General features: G+C 68.1%; 12 protein-coding genes. 4 read left to right on the top strand and 8 right to left on the bottom strand.

All coding sequences use genetic code 11. From position 1 onward, the window contains the following. Nucleotides 1–190 precede the first annotated feature (190 nt). On the top strand, nt 191–541 hold the full coding sequence (locus ACFY12_RS07480) for a hypothetical protein (protein WP_390714786.1): 351 nt from the start codon (nt 191–193) through the stop codon (nt 539–541). 22 nt (nt 542–563) lie between these two features. Here ACFY12_RS07480 and ACFY12_RS07475 read toward each other — a convergent pair whose 3' ends face one another. The 8 genes from ACFY12_RS07475 to ACFY12_RS07440 form a co-directional block, all read right to left on the bottom strand. Further along, nucleotides 564–740, bottom strand: a complete 177-nt coding sequence (locus ACFY12_RS07475) for a hypothetical protein (RefSeq protein WP_390714785.1) — start codon at nt 738–740, stop codon at nt 564–566. 50 nt (nt 741–790) lie between these two features. Further along, nucleotides 791–2167 carry a glycosyltransferase family 39 protein gene (locus ACFY12_RS07470; RefSeq protein ID WP_390714784.1) on the bottom strand — a complete coding sequence of 459 codons (1377 nt, stop codon included), beginning with the start codon at nt 2165–2167 and terminating at the stop codon, nt 791–793. Between the two features lie 290 nt (nt 2168–2457). After that, on the bottom strand, nt 2458–3003 hold the full coding sequence (locus tag ACFY12_RS07465) for a hypothetical protein (protein ID WP_390714783.1): 546 nt from the start codon (nt 3001–3003) through the stop codon (nt 2458–2460). Beyond that, entirely contained in the window at nt 3003–7343 is a 4341-nt protein-coding gene (locus tag ACFY12_RS07460) for a polymorphic toxin-type HINT domain-containing protein (protein WP_390714782.1), read from the bottom strand. Before ACFY12_RS07460 ends, ACFY12_RS07465 begins: the two co-directional genes overlap by 1 nt. A 196-nt stretch (nt 7344–7539) precedes the next feature. Then, nucleotides 7540–8646 (bottom strand): hypothetical protein, encoded by a 1107-nt coding sequence (locus tag ACFY12_RS07455; RefSeq protein ID WP_390714781.1) that lies wholly within the window; start codon nt 8644–8646, stop codon nt 7540–7542. Between the two features lie 218 nt (nt 8647–8864). Next, nucleotides 8865–9443: an RICIN domain-containing protein gene (locus ACFY12_RS07450; RefSeq protein WP_390714780.1), complete on the bottom strand. Its 579-nt coding sequence runs from the start codon at nt 9441–9443 to the stop codon at nt 8865–8867. A 92-nt stretch (nt 9444–9535) separates the two neighbouring features. Next, nucleotides 9536–10093 carry an RICIN domain-containing protein gene (locus ACFY12_RS07445; RefSeq protein ID WP_390714779.1) on the bottom strand — a complete coding sequence of 186 codons (558 nt, stop codon included), beginning with the start codon at nt 10091–10093 and terminating at the stop codon, nt 9536–9538. A 42-nt stretch (nt 10094–10135) separates the two neighbouring features. Further along, the gene (locus tag ACFY12_RS07440; protein WP_390714778.1) at nt 10136–11623 is read right to left on the bottom strand and encodes an AbfB domain-containing protein; all 1488 of its coding nucleotides are present in this window, start codon (nt 11621–11623) and stop codon (nt 10136–10138) included. 822 nt (nt 11624–12445) lie between these two features. On the opposite strand from ACFY12_RS07440, the gene ACFY12_RS07435 reads away from it, so the two are divergent. The 3 genes from ACFY12_RS07435 to ACFY12_RS07425 all read left to right on the top strand — a co-directional run bounded on the left by ACFY12_RS07435 (nt 12446) and on the right by ACFY12_RS07425 (nt 15224). Beyond that, a complete protein-coding gene (locus ACFY12_RS07435) occupies nt 12446–12673 on the top strand; it encodes a hypothetical protein (protein WP_390714777.1) in 228 nt (75 codons plus the stop codon). Between the two features lie 227 nt (nt 12674–12900). After that, nucleotides 12901–13710, top strand: a complete 810-nt coding sequence (locus tag ACFY12_RS07430) for a helix-turn-helix domain-containing protein (protein ID WP_390714776.1) — start codon at nt 12901–12903, stop codon at nt 13708–13710. Between the two features lie 68 nt (nt 13711–13778). Beyond that, nucleotides 13779–15224: a CoA transferase gene (locus tag ACFY12_RS07425; RefSeq protein ID WP_390714775.1), complete on the top strand. Its 1446-nt coding sequence runs from the start codon at nt 13779–13781 to the stop codon at nt 15222–15224. Nucleotides 15225–15252 lie beyond the last annotated feature (28 nt).

The following is a 15252-nucleotide window of genomic DNA, read 5'->3' as shown; positions in this document are numbered from 1 at the left end:
GCGATCGCCGACCCCGCACCCGTTCCACGCCAACACCGACCTGCCCCAGGGACCGACCCCGTCACCCTCACCCGCCCCTAAGCCAGCCAGGGCCGCCCGGACGCGCGGGCGGCCCCCGCCCCGGATCGCACGTCTGGGTATCCCGGCGCAGCCGCATCGGCAACCCGCCCCTAGGTAAGGAGAAGTAGCCATGCATCCGCACGGTCACTATGCCGTCCACAGCCTGCTCACAGAGGCCCTCGCCTATCTGGCAGAGCATCCGGACGACGCCGTCGTCCCACACCTCCATGACCTGCTTGCCACGCTCGTCGTCCAGCTCAGCGATCGCGACCAACTCGGCGGTCGCCCATGCTCGCTGGGCCTCGTCGTCGACGAAGCCGCCGCTTGTCTGCTGAACGTGGCGATCCCCCAGCGGACGACGCTCCCGTTCGACCCAGATGTGCTCGCCCGACTGGCCGAAGTCGACCGCCTCCCTCTGCCCGGACGCCGCCGCTTGCTAGCGGCCGCGACACGCTGCACTGCCCCGGCAGCCCAGCAGTGATCAAAGAGGCAGGGTGGGCCGCCTACACGTCGATCACGGCCGAGACGGAGCCAGAACTGCCAAGGCGGGTCACTGCCTGACCGGCGATTCCCTGACCGTTCGGCTTCCCGAGGTGTTGGCGATGGCGCCCGATGATGCGGCTGATGCGGGTGGCGGTGAATGCCTGGTCGGGGTGTGACCGGAGGTGGTCGACGAGCATCTGCAGGGGGCTCCTGACGCGAGTCGATCCTCCGCAGCGAGTGCCCCGGATCACTTCGTTCGTTCGTAGACGCTCACCTGGCGGCCCCGCTCGACGCTGACCGAGCGGCATACGAAGTGTTCGTCGAGGGTGCGTTGCTTGGCGCGGTCGCGTGCAGAATCGGCGTGGCCGGGTCCGGGGTCGGTGACGAGGACTATGCGCTGGGCGCTCAGCACGGCTCGCTCTATGTCGCGTGGTCCAGCCTCTATGCCTTTCAGCGTGCCTGACTCCACCGGGCTCTGGGCCAGGGCGAGATCTCGCAGGCCGGCGAATTGATGGGGTGAGACGAGGGCGGTGTCCCGGCGGGCTGCGGGAATGTAGAGCACGCCGTCGGCAGCTGGGTGCGTGTGGCCGACGATGGCGGCCGCGGCCAGTACGTCGTCGACACGGCTGTCCACCGTACGCAGCCGGAGCTCGGTCGGGAGCAGCACCAGGAGGGCCAGGGCAGTGGTGGCGGGGAGCAGTACGCGGGGGTGTGTCTTGATGCGGGAGGCGATCGTGGCCAGGAGGACGCCTATGAGAAGTGCGAGGCCTATGTAGGCGAACAGGACGTAGCGGGTGATGTAGAGGGGTTTGACGAGGGAGACGATGGCCAGGCCGATCTGCGGCACCGCGCACAGAGGGAGCGCGACGGCCGCCAGGCTCACGTGCGCGCGGGGCACATCCTCCCGCAGGCCTGCCGCCAGGCGCGCGTGCGGCAGGCGCGTGCAGAGAGCGGCGATCGTCACGGTGATCACCACGCCGAGCACCGTCGACCAGCCGAGTGGCTTGATCCAGGAGACCTGATCGGCCTGGGCTCGGCTGGCCAGTACCAGCGGCAGGGCCCCGGCCACAGCCGCGGCGGCGGCAAGCGCCCACCTGGTGCATCGGACTCGGCCCGGGCGGGCGTACACCACAGTGACGGCATGCGCGACGAGCGCGAGCAGCGAGAACCAGTTGAGCAGCGCGGCGATCAGGACGGCCGCCGTATACCCGGCCCACCGCCGGGCGCTCGGCCGCTCGAGGGCGCCTACCAGGAGCCAGGTCGCCAGCGCCACGGAGGCGAGGACAAGCGCGTAGGACCGCCCCTCCTGGGCGTACTCCTGGACCGCGGGAATGACCGCGAGGGCGAGCCCCGCCCCGATCCCCACCCAGCGCCCCGAGAGCCTGGCGCCGATCAGCGCCGTCAGTGCGCATGCGCCGGCGGTGGCGAGGACCGAGGGCAGCCGCAGAGTGACCAGGCTGTCACCGAAGAGGGCGAACACCCCGTGCATCACCGCGTAGTACAGGCCGTGGACGACGTCGACCTGGCCGAGCATGTGCCCTATCCCGGCCAGCGACCGATGCGCCGCTTGCCAGGTCGCCGCCTCATCCCGCCACATGCTGTGCTCACGCGTGATGCCCCACATCCCAAGGACGAGCGAGAGCGCAGTCGGACCGGCACACAGGGATATCCGACCGTGCTGCACTGCTATATCCCCATGGGTCGAGCGCGTCAGATGTGGTAGGTCTGCCTGGCCGAACTCCCCGGCAGCATCCAGGCGTTTGTGACGAACTGCTTCGTCATCCATCCCGGCCTCATCAGCGAGACAGCCGAGAAGACCCGCCCCGGGCGTTACCCCAACATAGACAGAAGCCCCGCTGGATTCAACTCCAGTGGGGCTTCTGCTATCGAGAGAGAGGGCGTCGAGGCCTGATGCTAGAAAAGCTCGTCGAGCCACTTCCAGTCGCCTGGGCGGGCACGCAGCTCGCCAAGTCCATACTCCAGACAATCCGCGAGGGTGCGAAATTCGGCGTAAATGCCTTCATTATTTCCCACGCCCGGGCCGGACATGCTGATCGCCCAGGGGTTGCACCTCTCCGCCGTCCTCTCGTGATCAATCTTGAGGCAGATTGTCACGCCGGAATCTCCCAGGCGTTCCATGAGCTGTTCAATGTCGATGATGGCTTGAATTCCCATCAGAAGCAGAAGCCTCTCAACATCGACGCTGTTAAGTCCGTCGAGCCACTTCCAGTCGCCCGGGCCGGCGCGCAGCTCACCAAGCCCGTACTCCAGGCAATTGTCGAGGGTGTGACAATCGGTGTGAAGGAATTCGCCTTCCCCCATACTCGGTCCGGACATGACGATCGTCCAGGGCTTGCGCCTCTCCGCCGTCCTCTCATGATCAACCTTGAGGAGTATTGTCACGCCGGAATCTCCCAGGCGTTCCATGAGCTGCTCAATGTTGATGGCTTGATTGCTCATCAGAACCCTCGCAACATCGACGCGATTTTCTTTAGATCCTTCGTGTGATTCGGATTCGTCGAATCGCCGACCTTGTCAACCACGCTCCACAGCATATCGGTCGTTGGGCCGCTCGTGATGTTATTTCGGTCCATTATCATCTGTACGGCTTCGACGGCGGTTCGCTTATTCCCGTTGCCGAACATGTGACCACCGGCGATCTCTTTGACGATGACCGCTGTTTTCTCCCAAAAGCTGTTGCACAGGTCTGCATTTTGCAGAATACTCTGGGGGTGACCGTGCTGCAGGTCGCCCCCTCCATATTTCTTGTTGATTTCAATGATTTCGTCTGGCTTAAACCCATTCTTAAAGCCGCCGATGTCGCATGCTGTGGCGTTATGTACCAGTGCTGGCGTGTTTCCAGCCCGTACGTAGTACGTGTGGAGGCCGTCAACGGTGAGGTTGTAGACGGTGCGGGTGCCGCTCCAAGCGCGAGTGTTGACAACTTCGCGCAACTCGCCATTGGGGATCCGGAGCCGGTCGCCTGCTTTGAGGTCCTTGGCGTCCAACCAGCGCCGCTGATTGTCTACCCAGAACGGGTGTTCGTCAGTGGCGTTAACCGTTCCTGTAGCGTTCCCGGCCTTGCCATCGGTATCGATGGTGATCTCGACCAGGTTCTTCTGCCCCGAGCCGGTGATCACGTCAGTGACGGCTCGTGCCTCTGTTTTTCCGGTTTCGGGTTCGGTGGCCAGAACCTGCTGTCCGACCTGGACGTCCTTGATCGGTTTGTATGTGCCGTTGGCCATCAGGACCGGGGTCGTGGCCGTGAAGCTATTGCGTTTGCATGTCCCGAGCCTGTTCCAGAGATTTTCGATGGCGTCCTGGCCCTTGCTGAGCAGCTTCTTTGCCGCAGAGGACTCGCGGATGAACTTGCCAAATCCGGTGACGGAACGGTAGACGGCTTTGGAGACTTCCGGGAATTTCTTCACGACCTGGGCGGCCTTACCCCAGGGGAGGGCGCCGATGAGTGTCCAGATGCAGCTTTCGACGTTACCTTCGGTGAAGCACTTCTCGATGTCATCGAGGCCGATGAGTTCTTTGAGGATCTCGCCGCCGTTTTCGATCAGGAAGTCACCAATTGACTTTCCGTCGATCTTGCGCGCGTTCTCGTACTCCTCGGGCGTCATTCCGATCTCTTTGAGGGCCTCTTCTTGCTGTGAGGCCAACTTCCGGGTGCCGTTCTTGCCGGCTTGTTTGGCGGCTTCTGCGCGGCGTTTGCGTTCTTGTTCGCGCTCGTATTCCTCGGCCTTTTCGGCGGCCTTCTTAGCTTCCTGGGCGTAGGTGTTGGCGTTCTTGGCTGCTTCTTCTGCCGACTTGGCGTGTTTTTCGGCGGAGGCGGCTAGGTTGTTGGCGTCGGCCGCGTCCTTTTCGGCTTGGGCGGCTGCGCCTTGGGCGACGGTGGCCTCGTGTTCGGCGAGGCTGGCGGCGCTGTTGGCGGCGTTGGCGTGCTGTTGGGCTTCGGCGGCGGCGCCGCGGGCGCGGGCTGCTTCGGCTTCGGCTTCGTTGGCGGCCTTACGGGCGGCTGCCGCGTCGGCGTAGGCCTGGTCGGCGGCCTGGCGGGCTTGTTTAGCGTCTGCCTGGGCCTGGGTGTCGGCCTTGTTGGCGGAGGCTGCCGCGGCCCGGGCCTTGGCGCCGTCTTCGGCGGCCTGGGCGGCGGACTTCATCGCCGCCGCGGCCGAGCGTGCGGCGTTGGCGGAGGAGTGGGCGGCGTCGGCGGCGGCCTTGAAGGCTGGGGCGACCTGGGCGCCTGCCCGTTGGGCGGCTTCCTCGGCGGCCTGGGCGGCCTTGAGTGCCTCGGTGGCTTTAGCCTCGGCCGAGGCCACCTGCTCCTGACCGATCTCCTGGGCTGCCTTGGCGACCTCGGTGGTGAAGTCGGCGTCGATGTCCGCGCCGGAGAAGGGAGCGGTCAGTTCGATGGCGGTGTTGGCGGGATCGGCGATACCAGCTGCCGTGTTACGAGCCGCCGAAGACGCCTGCACCGCGGTGGTGGCCTGGATGCGGGCCATCGCGGCTTCTTGGGCCGCCCCGCTTGCCTCGTCCTTGGTGCGGTTGGCTGCCTGCAGGGCGTTGTTGGCGTGCTGGGCGGCCACTCCGGCCAGGCGGGCGGACTCGTGGGCGGCGATGCCGGCGCGGGCCTGCTGGGCGGTGGCCTCGGCGGCCTTGGCGTTGGCACGCTGGGCCGCGGCGTGGGTGGCGGCGGCTTCGGCTTCGGCTTTGTTCGCCGCAGCGTTCGCCTTGGCGGCGGCGGCCTCGGCCTTGTTGGCTGCGGCGTTGGCCTTGGCTGCGTGCGCGGTGGCTTCGGCCGCTGCGGCCCGTGCCCGGGCGGCGTGCCCGGCGGCTTCGGTGGCCGCCGCGCGGGATCTCATGGCGGCGGCGCTGGATCCGTCGGCTGCACTGCGGGCCGAACTGGCTGCTGCCCCGGCGGCGTTGGCGTCCGCTCGCGCTGCCTGGGCGGCGGCGTTGGCTTCGCCGGCGGCTGCGGTGCCACGGCCCGAGGCGGCCATCGCCTCGGTCGCCTGAGCGCGTGCTTCCTTGGCTTGGTGGTTCTGCTCGGCCTCGAACGCCTTGTTCCGCGCCTCGCGGGCGTTGTTCTCCTCGCCACGGGCGCGCTCGTCCGCCTGGGCGGCGACGCCTGCCTTCTCGGCGGCACTGGCGCGTGCCGATGCTGCCTGTGCGGCGGCCGCCTGGGCCTGTGCCCGCAGTGCTGCCGCTGTACGTGCCTCGGCCTCCGCACGGGCCCGTGCCGCCGCAGCCGCATTCCGCTCCCGCTCAGCACGTGCCCTCGCCTGGGCGGCCAAGTTGCGCTCACGCTCAGCGATCGCGCGCTGTTCGGCGGCGATCTTGGCCTGCCGTTCGGCCTCGAGGCGGGCCTGGCGGGCCTGCTTGGCATGCTCCCACGCCTGAGTTTCGGCCTGCTCCGCATCGATGCGGGCCTGCTTGGCCCGGGCGGCCGCATCGGCTGCGATCTTCGCCTGCCGCTCGGCGGCAGCAGCCATTTGCGCTGCGGCCCTGGCCTGCTCCTCGGCGTTGGCCCGCCACTTCTTGGCCTGCTGCTCATGCGCCTGGGCGGCGTTCTTCGAGTTCAGCGCCGCGGCATCGGCCTCGGTGGCGTCCACGGCGTGCTGGGCGGTCTGAGCGGCCTTGGCCGCCGCCTCCGCCGCGGCCTGGATGCCATAGGCGACCTCGGCCCACTGGATGCCGTGGGTCAGCCCGGTCTCCACCAGAATGTCGGCCTGCACCTTGGCCTGCAGAGCCGCCACCTTGGCACGCCAGGCTGCATCACCGGCGTCCTTGACCTGCCGGGCGACCTCGGCCTTCACATTGCCGTAGTCCGACAGGCGCTTGCCGGCCCGGTCGGCCGACAGCATCCGGTCAGCCTCACGGGCGGCCGCGGCCGCCTGCGTCATCGCGTTGGAAGCTGTCTTCAGCTCCCTGACCGCATCCCCGTGAACGGCGATCAGCTCGGTACGCGCCTTGGCCGCGCGGGCGGTCCGCTGCGCCAGGTCCCGCAGCTTCTCCGCCGCCTCCTGGGCCTCCTTCAGCGCCTTCTCGTGCGCGGCCCGGTCGTCGGCGTCCTTCTGCGCGGCGGTCTGGTAGCCCTTTTCCAGGAACTCCTCGATCGCCTTGTCGCTGCCGTCTGCCAGCGCGGCCCGGGCGGCCTTCTGTACCTCCGGTCCGCCGGCACCCGCCAGCATCTCCACACGCTTGCGCATCTCGGCCGCGCGGTCCTTGGCGGTCTGTTCGTCCTTCTGATCCCGCTCTCGGGCGATCTGGGCGCCGAAGGCAAGGAAGTCGGCACGGTCCCTGGCCGTGGCCTTGGGTCCCAGAACGCGTTCGACCTCGGCGTTAAAGTGCGGCCCGCCCGTGCCGCGCATCGCCTCGATCTTCTTGCGGTTGCCGGTGTCGGTGTCGTCCTTCTTCTCCTGGGCCCGCTTACGGGCCTCGGCCATACCGTGTTCCAGGAACTCCCGGATCGCGTTCGGATCGCTGCTTTCCAGGGCCTTCTTGGCGGCCTCGCGGACTTCTTCGAACTCGTCGAACTCCGCGTAGGTCTCCACCATCTCCCGGTCCCAGTCCCGGCTCATCCGCTCCAACTTGGACGGTGGAGCGGGAGCTGACGTGGAGCCTGTTTTCGGCAGCGACGCGGTTGCACGGTCCAGGGTGGACAGAGCCTGGGTGAACGCACCCTGGCGAACAGACGGCGAAGGAGCAGGGGCGGCGGCAGCGGCCTGGGCCGACAGGCCGCCCAGCATCGCCGCGACCACCGCCGTGGACACAGCCTTCGTCGCCACCTGGGTCACACGACCACGTCGCTGGCCGACAGCCCACGGCCGGAATCTACCTATCAAGGGAAACAACCCCCTTCAGTGAACGGAAAATGTAAAGAGCTCCCTGCCCTGCATGTACGCGCAGAGCAGGGACGATTGACACCACAGCAGAAGCGGTAGGAAACGGCAGGAGCGCTGATGAGGTCCACGATGACGGGCCTTGACGAGATCAGGGCGTGACGTGGCTTTCGGCGTCCTGGGCCCGGTCGGACATGTCCTTCCAGAACGCCGCTTGTCGGTCGGCCTGTTGTTGTTCCGTGGCCCAGGCATCCTGGTTCGCGTCGGCCTGGCCGGCAATGTTCTTCCACAGCCCGTCCGTGGTCTCCGCTGCGGCCTGGATGATCTTCTTCCAGTTCTCCGCCTGCGCCTTCGCGGCGGCCTGCTCGGCCAGCCACGCCTTGCGCGCAACACGGGAGTGCTCGGACACCGCCTTCCAGGCACGTCCGGCCTCGGCCCGGGCCTTGGCGGCATCGGCCGCGCCCTGCACCGCCGCCTCGGCCGCCTCCGCCTCCTTGATCAGACGCGACAGGATGCGGTGCTGGCCGATGCCGGCGTCCGCTACCCGCATCCGGTAGCCGGCCAGGTCCAGCGCCGCACCGCTCATCCAGCCGTAACCGAAGAACTCCGCGACATCCCCATCACCAGCGCCGTCCCGCAGCGCCCACTGCGCTGCAACCCGCACCTGCTCACCCGGATCGCTCTCCGCGACCGCACGGACGAAGTTCCGCTCCCGGTCGGCGACTTCCTGCCGGTGGACGGCGCCAGCCTCCCGCGCCACCCGGTCCCGCTCCTTGGCCTGGGCATACCCGGTCTTCACGAACGCCGCCTGATCGGCCGCCGAGCCCTTCAGCGCACGCTCCGCCGCCCGGCGCACCTCGGGAGAGAACTCCCTGGTATGGGTGCGCACCACCCGCTCGCAGAAGGCCTTGTTCCTCGCCCGGGTACTGCTGGCCCACTGCTTGGCAAAGTCATAGCCGCCGCCAGGAGCCAGCCACTGCGCAATCGCCTCATCCCCCCGCGCACTGCGCAGCGCATTCCACGCCGACACCCGTATCTCGGCCGGCAGGTACGACATCGCTATCGCCCGCACACGCTCACGCGCCTGCGCGGCCTCCGCAGCCGAGATACCCGACAGCCCGTCAGACCGGCGACCAGACTGCGGGCCGGACGGCTCGTCGGCCGAGACGGTGACCGGTTGCGAGGCCTGTGCCCATGCCGGTGCGACGGACGCGGCAGCACTCGCGCCGGCCAGCACGCTGACCGTCAATGCCTGCACAGCCCACCATGTACGACTCACTCAAAGCCCCCTGAGAGACAGAAACTTCCGACAGGCCACGTACGGCAGGAAGAGACAGGGCTGCATACGCCGCGCCCCTCTCGCCGGAAGAAGGCAGCCAATTACTTCCACGAAGGGGATGAAAGCGCTTCCGCAGCTTTCATCCCCCGCGGCATTCGGTTACTTCCACCGCGCTCATGCGGTGTGAAGCCGGTGGTTTACTTGACCGGCCGGATCCGCCACAGCTGGGCATCGGTCTGGTTGCAGTACCACTGCTGGGCCCGCACGCCATCCCCCTGCTGAGCGTGATCGATGTCCAGGCAACGGTCCTTGGTATGGGCGGGGCGCAGCTGGTAGAGCCCCTTGGCTGGGTCGATGAGGAGCATCTGCCAGCGCAACTGGGGGCCACCGCCGCTGCAGTCCCACTGCTGGACGCGGGCACCGGCCTGGGTACTACTGTTCTCCACCTCGAGGCACTTGCCACTCATCTCGTTACGCAGCACGAAGGAGGAGCCGACGGTGGGAATAACGCGCCACTGCTGCGCCTTGCCGTCGTTGCAGGTCCACTGCAGTGCACCCGTACCGTTGCCCGTCTTAGGGTCATCGATACCCAGGCACTCGCCGCTGTGAGCAGCCTGGAGCCGAACAATCTGGCCCTTTCCCGAGGCGGCGTCCTTGGCGGTCTGGACCCTGTCCGCGGACGAGGAAGCCCCTGCTGCGTGGGCGGTGGTTGCGCTGCCGGCCAGCGCGGCAAGGCTGCCAGCTATGGCCAGCGCGGCTCGGATGGTCCGGGACATCGTGGAACTTCCGTTTCTTTCCGTTGGGGGTTACCGCTACAACGCGGCTCGGTATCGTGTCGCGGCCGCTCGGCGAACCGAGCAGCAGACCGTCAGGCCATGACCGGCTTGAGCCGCCAGTGCTCGGGTGTGGTCTGGTTGCAGGTCCACTGCAGTACGTTCGCATCGTCGTCCTTGCTGGACATGGCGATGCCCGCACAGCGGTCGTCGACGTGCGCGGGGCGCAGCTCGTAGAGCTTGTTGGTGGTGTCGACCATGACCAGCCGCCAGCGCATCTGTGGGCCCTCGGAGCACCACCACTGCTGGACGTTCGCGCCGTCCCCCTTGCCGCTGTTCTCCACTTCGAGGCACTTGCCGCTGTGCACCGCCCGTACCATGAAGGTCGCATTGCCGGTTGGGGTCAGCTCGAAGGCCTGGTTGTCCGCATCGTCGGCGCACGTCTGCTGGACGGCGTTGGCGCCGTTGCCCAGGCTGCCGCCTGCAATGGTCAGGCACTTGCCGCTGTGCTCATTTTGGAACTGCACAACCGACGGCACGGCAGTAGAGGCGCGGGGCGTGGCCTGGGCGGCGTGCGCGGTGCTCGCGCTGCCGGTCAGTGCGGCGAGACTAACGCCGACGGTAAGCGCGGTCCGGAAAGTCCGAGACATCATCGATTTCCGTTCTTCTCAGAGGAGGGGTGCGGTCGCGGCGAGTCAGCGTGCAAGCGGCGGGAAGATCTGCCAGTTGCTCTCAGGCTCGAATCTCGCGGCGTAGTCGCGCGTCAGGTAAAGGTCACCGGACCGGGACTGCAGCCAGTACGCGTACTCCGAGTTGCCGGCCCACTGGAAGGCCATGCCCCACCTGCCCTCGCGGGCGCACCAGGTGGCGTCCTTACGGAATGTTGCACTGCCGTCTTCGGGGGAAATCCTCACCTGGAGGTTGGGCTGGGCCGCCAGGTAGTAGTGAGGCTTGCGCACCGACTCAAAGGAGTAGCAGCCGCCCTGGCCGTTCAGCGCGGGCCTGACGACCCAGGTGGCGTCCTCACGGACGGACTGCTTGCTCGCTTCGCCGACAGGTGCGACGAAGGCCGCGCCACCGTCCGTACTGGACTGGCGGATGTACCAGGTGAACCTGCCGCCGGGGTCGTCGGCCAGGTCGGGGTCGCCCGACCTGAACGACTGCCGCGCTGCCCGGATCTGGTTTTCCGGCTTGAGGAATTCGGCGACGTCCTCGTCGCTGCCGGCCAGCGCCTTCGCAGCTGCCTCAACCAGGTTGGGGTACATACCGGTCCTCTTGGCCGCTGCCTGGATCGTCAGCACCATTTTGCGGTTGGCGTCGGCGGTCTTCTTGCGCGCGGCCTCGGCATCGCGCTTGTAGGCCTGCTCAGCACCGGTGTACAGGAACTGCTTCCAGTCCGCCGGATCAGAGCTGAGCACCGCATGCTGGGCCGCGGCCAGGAGATCGGAGCCCTTCAAGCGGGCCGGTGCACTGCGGACCAGCTCACGGATGAAGTTGTCGTCGCCCAGGGCGAGCATGGCCTGGGTGGGCGTGATACCGAACAGTGCCGCGGTCTTCGTGCGGGCGGCCAGCTCCTTGCGGCGCTGGGCCTCCTCGCGGTCCTTCTCCTCCAGCTCCTTGAGCTCCTTGGCCACATCGCGGTCATGCGCCTCGCGGGCCCCGTTGGTGATGAACTCCCGCCACTCAGCTGGCCCACCAGCCAGAGCACGCGCGGCCGCGGCCTTGACCTCCGGCCCGGCGTCGGGGTGCTTCATGACCTTGCGGATAAAGTTGTCATCACTGAGCCCCAGCAGCTCCGGGGTAACCGGGATACCCACCGCGATCAGCACCTGGGCCTTGGCCTGCCGGTTCGCGCGCTCGGCATCTGCCCTTTCCCGCTCACGCTGCTTGTCCACCTCGAACGCCTGGTGGATGCCGGTGGCAATGAACCGCACATGGTCCTCGGCCACCGTGCTGGCCATGGCCTCCTCGGCGGCCAGGCGCACCGCCGTCAAGCGCTCCCCGGCATCGCGGGCTTTCTCCCACAGCGCGAAGATGAAGTCCCGGTCATTGACCAGCATCACGTCCGGGGTCGGGTCGAGGCCAACCACGGCCGCCGCCTTGACCCGCTCCGTCTCACTGGTGCCTATATCAGCGCCCTGGCTCGCCGCTGGTGACGGTGCGGCGGCAGCAGTGGCCGGCACCGCTATACCCGTGACCGCGGCCAGCGCGGTGGCGGCAACGACCCCTCGCGTGAGGGCCCTCCGAACACGTGCGGGAGTGGTGTGACTTGTGTGCATCGTGCTTCAACAACCCTTCCACCCCCGCAGGGGCGACCTGACGCGTACAACGTGGACTTGGCGCCCGCCCTGCGCCGCCCCCTGGGGGTTCGGGGCAACCTGCTGTGTACAGGGCGGACGCGCCGAAGTCTTAAGATTTCCTGAAAAAGTGTCAAGGCGCGCGAAAGGGACATGAACCCCCGTCGCCACACCACACCACGGCGCAAGCCCAGCCAACCCACCTCCCGGCACCCACCTTGAAAACGATCACGCAAAGGGGGGTGAGGTCGCAGGCACAACCTCCCGTGAACTCGCAGGTCACACATGCAGGGCCAGAGAAGACACCCAAGGCGAACAAACAAAGGAAGCCCCAAGACCACTGGCTTCCTTTGGTGTTCGCCCGAATACCCAAAGCAGCACGGAAGGGAGTCGCCTCCACGGGCGCCTCCAAACGCTCCCGTTCGGGCTCCGGGACTTGCCCGGGCACCGGGCGGTAAACATCCGTCTCATCTGCACGACCGTGGCCCGGATCGCGCCGTCGCACCTTCGAGTCGTCCCGCTTCGCGACGTTCCGCATAGATGACTTGGAACTGTCTACTTCTGGCCGGTTCCGCTCGCTCCCTCGCTTCGCTCCCGCGGGCCCGGGAGCGTCTCGGGCCAGAGGTTCTGGAACGATTCTTCCATCGCCTGGTCAGCCCTCTGGCCCCGATAGGGCTGGGCGGGACCCTGCTATCGGGGGATGCGTCCGTGTTCGGCAGTCGTTCACGCTCTCTGGGCTTCGTCGTCGACGAGGCCGCCGCTTGGCTGCTGAACCTGGCCAACCCCCAACGAACGACGCTCCCGTTCGACAGCGACCTACTCGACTTGAGCGAAGTCGACCGCCTCCCGCTGGCCGAGCACCGCCGCTTGCTGGAGACCGCCACGCGCCTCGCCGCTCCAACCGTAGGCCCTCAATTGGAATGTTCCGTTCCGTGAGGGCGGACTGCGTGTTCTCGGTGTGTCTCATCCAGGGGCCACGGCAACTTGTCTCACGATCTTGTCCCTTTGCCGGCGTCCGGTTCGACGCGGTTCAGGTCTGGCTCCAGGGCGTGCGGGGTGCCCCGGATACGGTCCCGCTCCGTCGTCGCGTGAACCCCCATCTGCTGTCGGATTTGTGGCGTCTACGGGGGCCGGGGTCAGGGCCGACTTGATCGTCGGGGGCGGTGAGGGAAAGGATCGACGAGTCGTGTCGACCCGAGCGGTCGGCGACCCACGAGAAGGACAAGGCGGGCGGGATGAGCGAGCACGGCCAGCGTCGGCGTCACCGTACGGTGGACCGGGTCGTGTGGATCCTGGAGGCCGCCGCACGGGCGCCGGGCGGGGTGACCGTGGCCGAGTTGGCGCGGATGGTCGAGGCGCCGGCGAGTTCGGTGCAAGATCTGGTCAATGGCCTTGTCGCGACCGGTTTCCTGCTGGAACAGCACCGGCGCTTCAGGCTCGGACCCGCCCCGCACGTCCTCAACCTCATTGCCGGCCGGGTCGTCCCGCGGATCAGTCAGGCCGAACTCGACGAACTGAGCCGCGTCGCGGGTACCCCGGTGCTGCTCACGGTGCGGGTCGGGCTCGACGCTGTGTACCTCGCGCGTGGCGGCGAGGACCACATTCCCCGCCTCGTGCCGCTCGCCGACCAGCACATGGCTCGGCCGCTCCTGCGCACCGCCGCGGGCCGACTGCTGCTGGCCTTCACCGACGAGGCGGAGCGCCGTGGACTGCTCGACGAGCTCGCCTGCCACGACCCCGAGGCGGTCGCCGAGTTCCGCTCCGCTCTTCCGGCGATCCGCGCGTCACGGATCAGCCGCAGCGAGGGGCTGGCCGACCCCGAGGCCAGCGCACTCGCGATCCCTGTCACCGAAGGCCCCGTCGTCACGGGAGCCCTCGCCCTGATACACCGGCGCCACGGCCGCTCGGAGCGGCCGCGCCTGGACCGGGCGGCGGCCCGGCTCCTCGCGCACATCCAGGAGAGGCGGACCTGACGTCCGCATCAGTTCACGGATATCCGTGAATCCGGGCGCCGTGCAGTACGGGGAACGAGCATCCCGGCATGACTTCGAACACGCTGACCACGGCCGAGCCGACGCCTCCGCCGTCCACCGGCGAGATCGTCTCCCAGCTGCTGCACACTCTCGGCGACCCTGATCCGGCCCGGGGAGCCGAGGACATCACCGTCGTCGGGGCCGATCCCCTGGTGCCCTCGGTGCACCACCTCGCCGATGCCATGTCCGCCGCGATCGGGGTCTTCGGGCGGCAGACGGCGACGCTCGGCGAACAGCGCGGCCACCCGCACCAGAGGATTAAGGTGCAGGCTGGAGCCGCGATCGACCAGCTCATGGCGACGTACCACACCACGCTCTCGGGGCGCCCGCTCGGCGCTCTCCTCGACGATCCGACGCTGCTCGGCAACAACGACTTCTACCGGGCGCGCGACGGCCGATGGATCTTCATCATCACCACCTATCCGCATCTGCGGGACGCGGTCGGCTCCGTGCTGAGGTGCCGGCTCGACAAGGTGGGGATCGCGCAGGCCGCGGCCGACTGGGACGCCTTCACGCTGGAGGAGGCCATCTGCGCGCGGGGCGGCGTCGCCTGCGTGGTGCGCAGCCGGGACGAGTGGCTCGCGCACCCCGCGGGGCGGCATGTCGCGCGGCGCCCGGTCGTCGAGATCGAATGCGTCGGTGACGGGCCGGTCCGGCCCCTGGAGCCGATCGGCGAGGCCGATGAGGCCCTCACGGGCATACGGGTGCTCGATCTCACCCATGTCATCGCCGGCCCCGTCGCGACGCGTCTCCTCGCACAGTTCGGCGCCGACGTGCTGCACCTGACGCGCCCCGACCGCCCCGACCCGATCCCGATGATCGCGATGACCGGCGGCGGCAAGCGCAATGCCTACTGCGACCTGCGCGACGCTCACGACCGTACGGCCTTCCACGACGCGCTCCAGGACGCGGACGTCTTCGCGCACGCCTACCGGGGACTTGCCCGGCACGGGGCGCAGGCCGAGGAACTCATCCGGCGCCGCCCCGGACTCATCACCCTCGAATACCACGCCTGGGGCGCCGAAGGCCCCTGGGGCGAACGCGGCGGCTTCGACCAACTCGCCTGCTCGGCAACCGGATTTGCCATCGAGGAGTGGACCGACCGGCCGTCGCTACCGCCGACGTACCTGCTCAACGACTACCTCGCCGCCTATCTGGGGGCCGCCGCCGTCGCAACGGTCCTGCGCCGACGTGCGACTGAGGGCGGTTCCTGGCGGATACGCGTGACCTTGGCCGGGGTGTGTCACTGGGTACAGGAACTCGGGCTCCTTGCGCGTGAGGATGTGCGCGACCTGCCCCGTCCCGGGCGCGCGCCGTTCGCCGCGCTGTCGACCACCGGGACCGACTTCGGCCCGCTCACCGAACCGGCGACACCGTTCGCGTACAGCGGGCGCACGGTCCCCCAGCCCGGCCGGCGTTCCCCGCTCGGGTCCGCCGCGCTCCAGTGGCGTTAGTCCACCGTTCGTCCGCCCCACCCGATAC

Origin of the sequence: Streptomyces sp. NPDC001339, from assembly GCF_042895955.1 — a bacterium.
Lineage (GTDB): Bacteria > Actinomycetota > Actinomycetes > Streptomycetales > Streptomycetaceae > Streptomyces.
The sequence above is the reverse complement of the archived record's forward strand: the minus strand, read 5'-3'. Positions and strand labels throughout refer to the sequence as shown.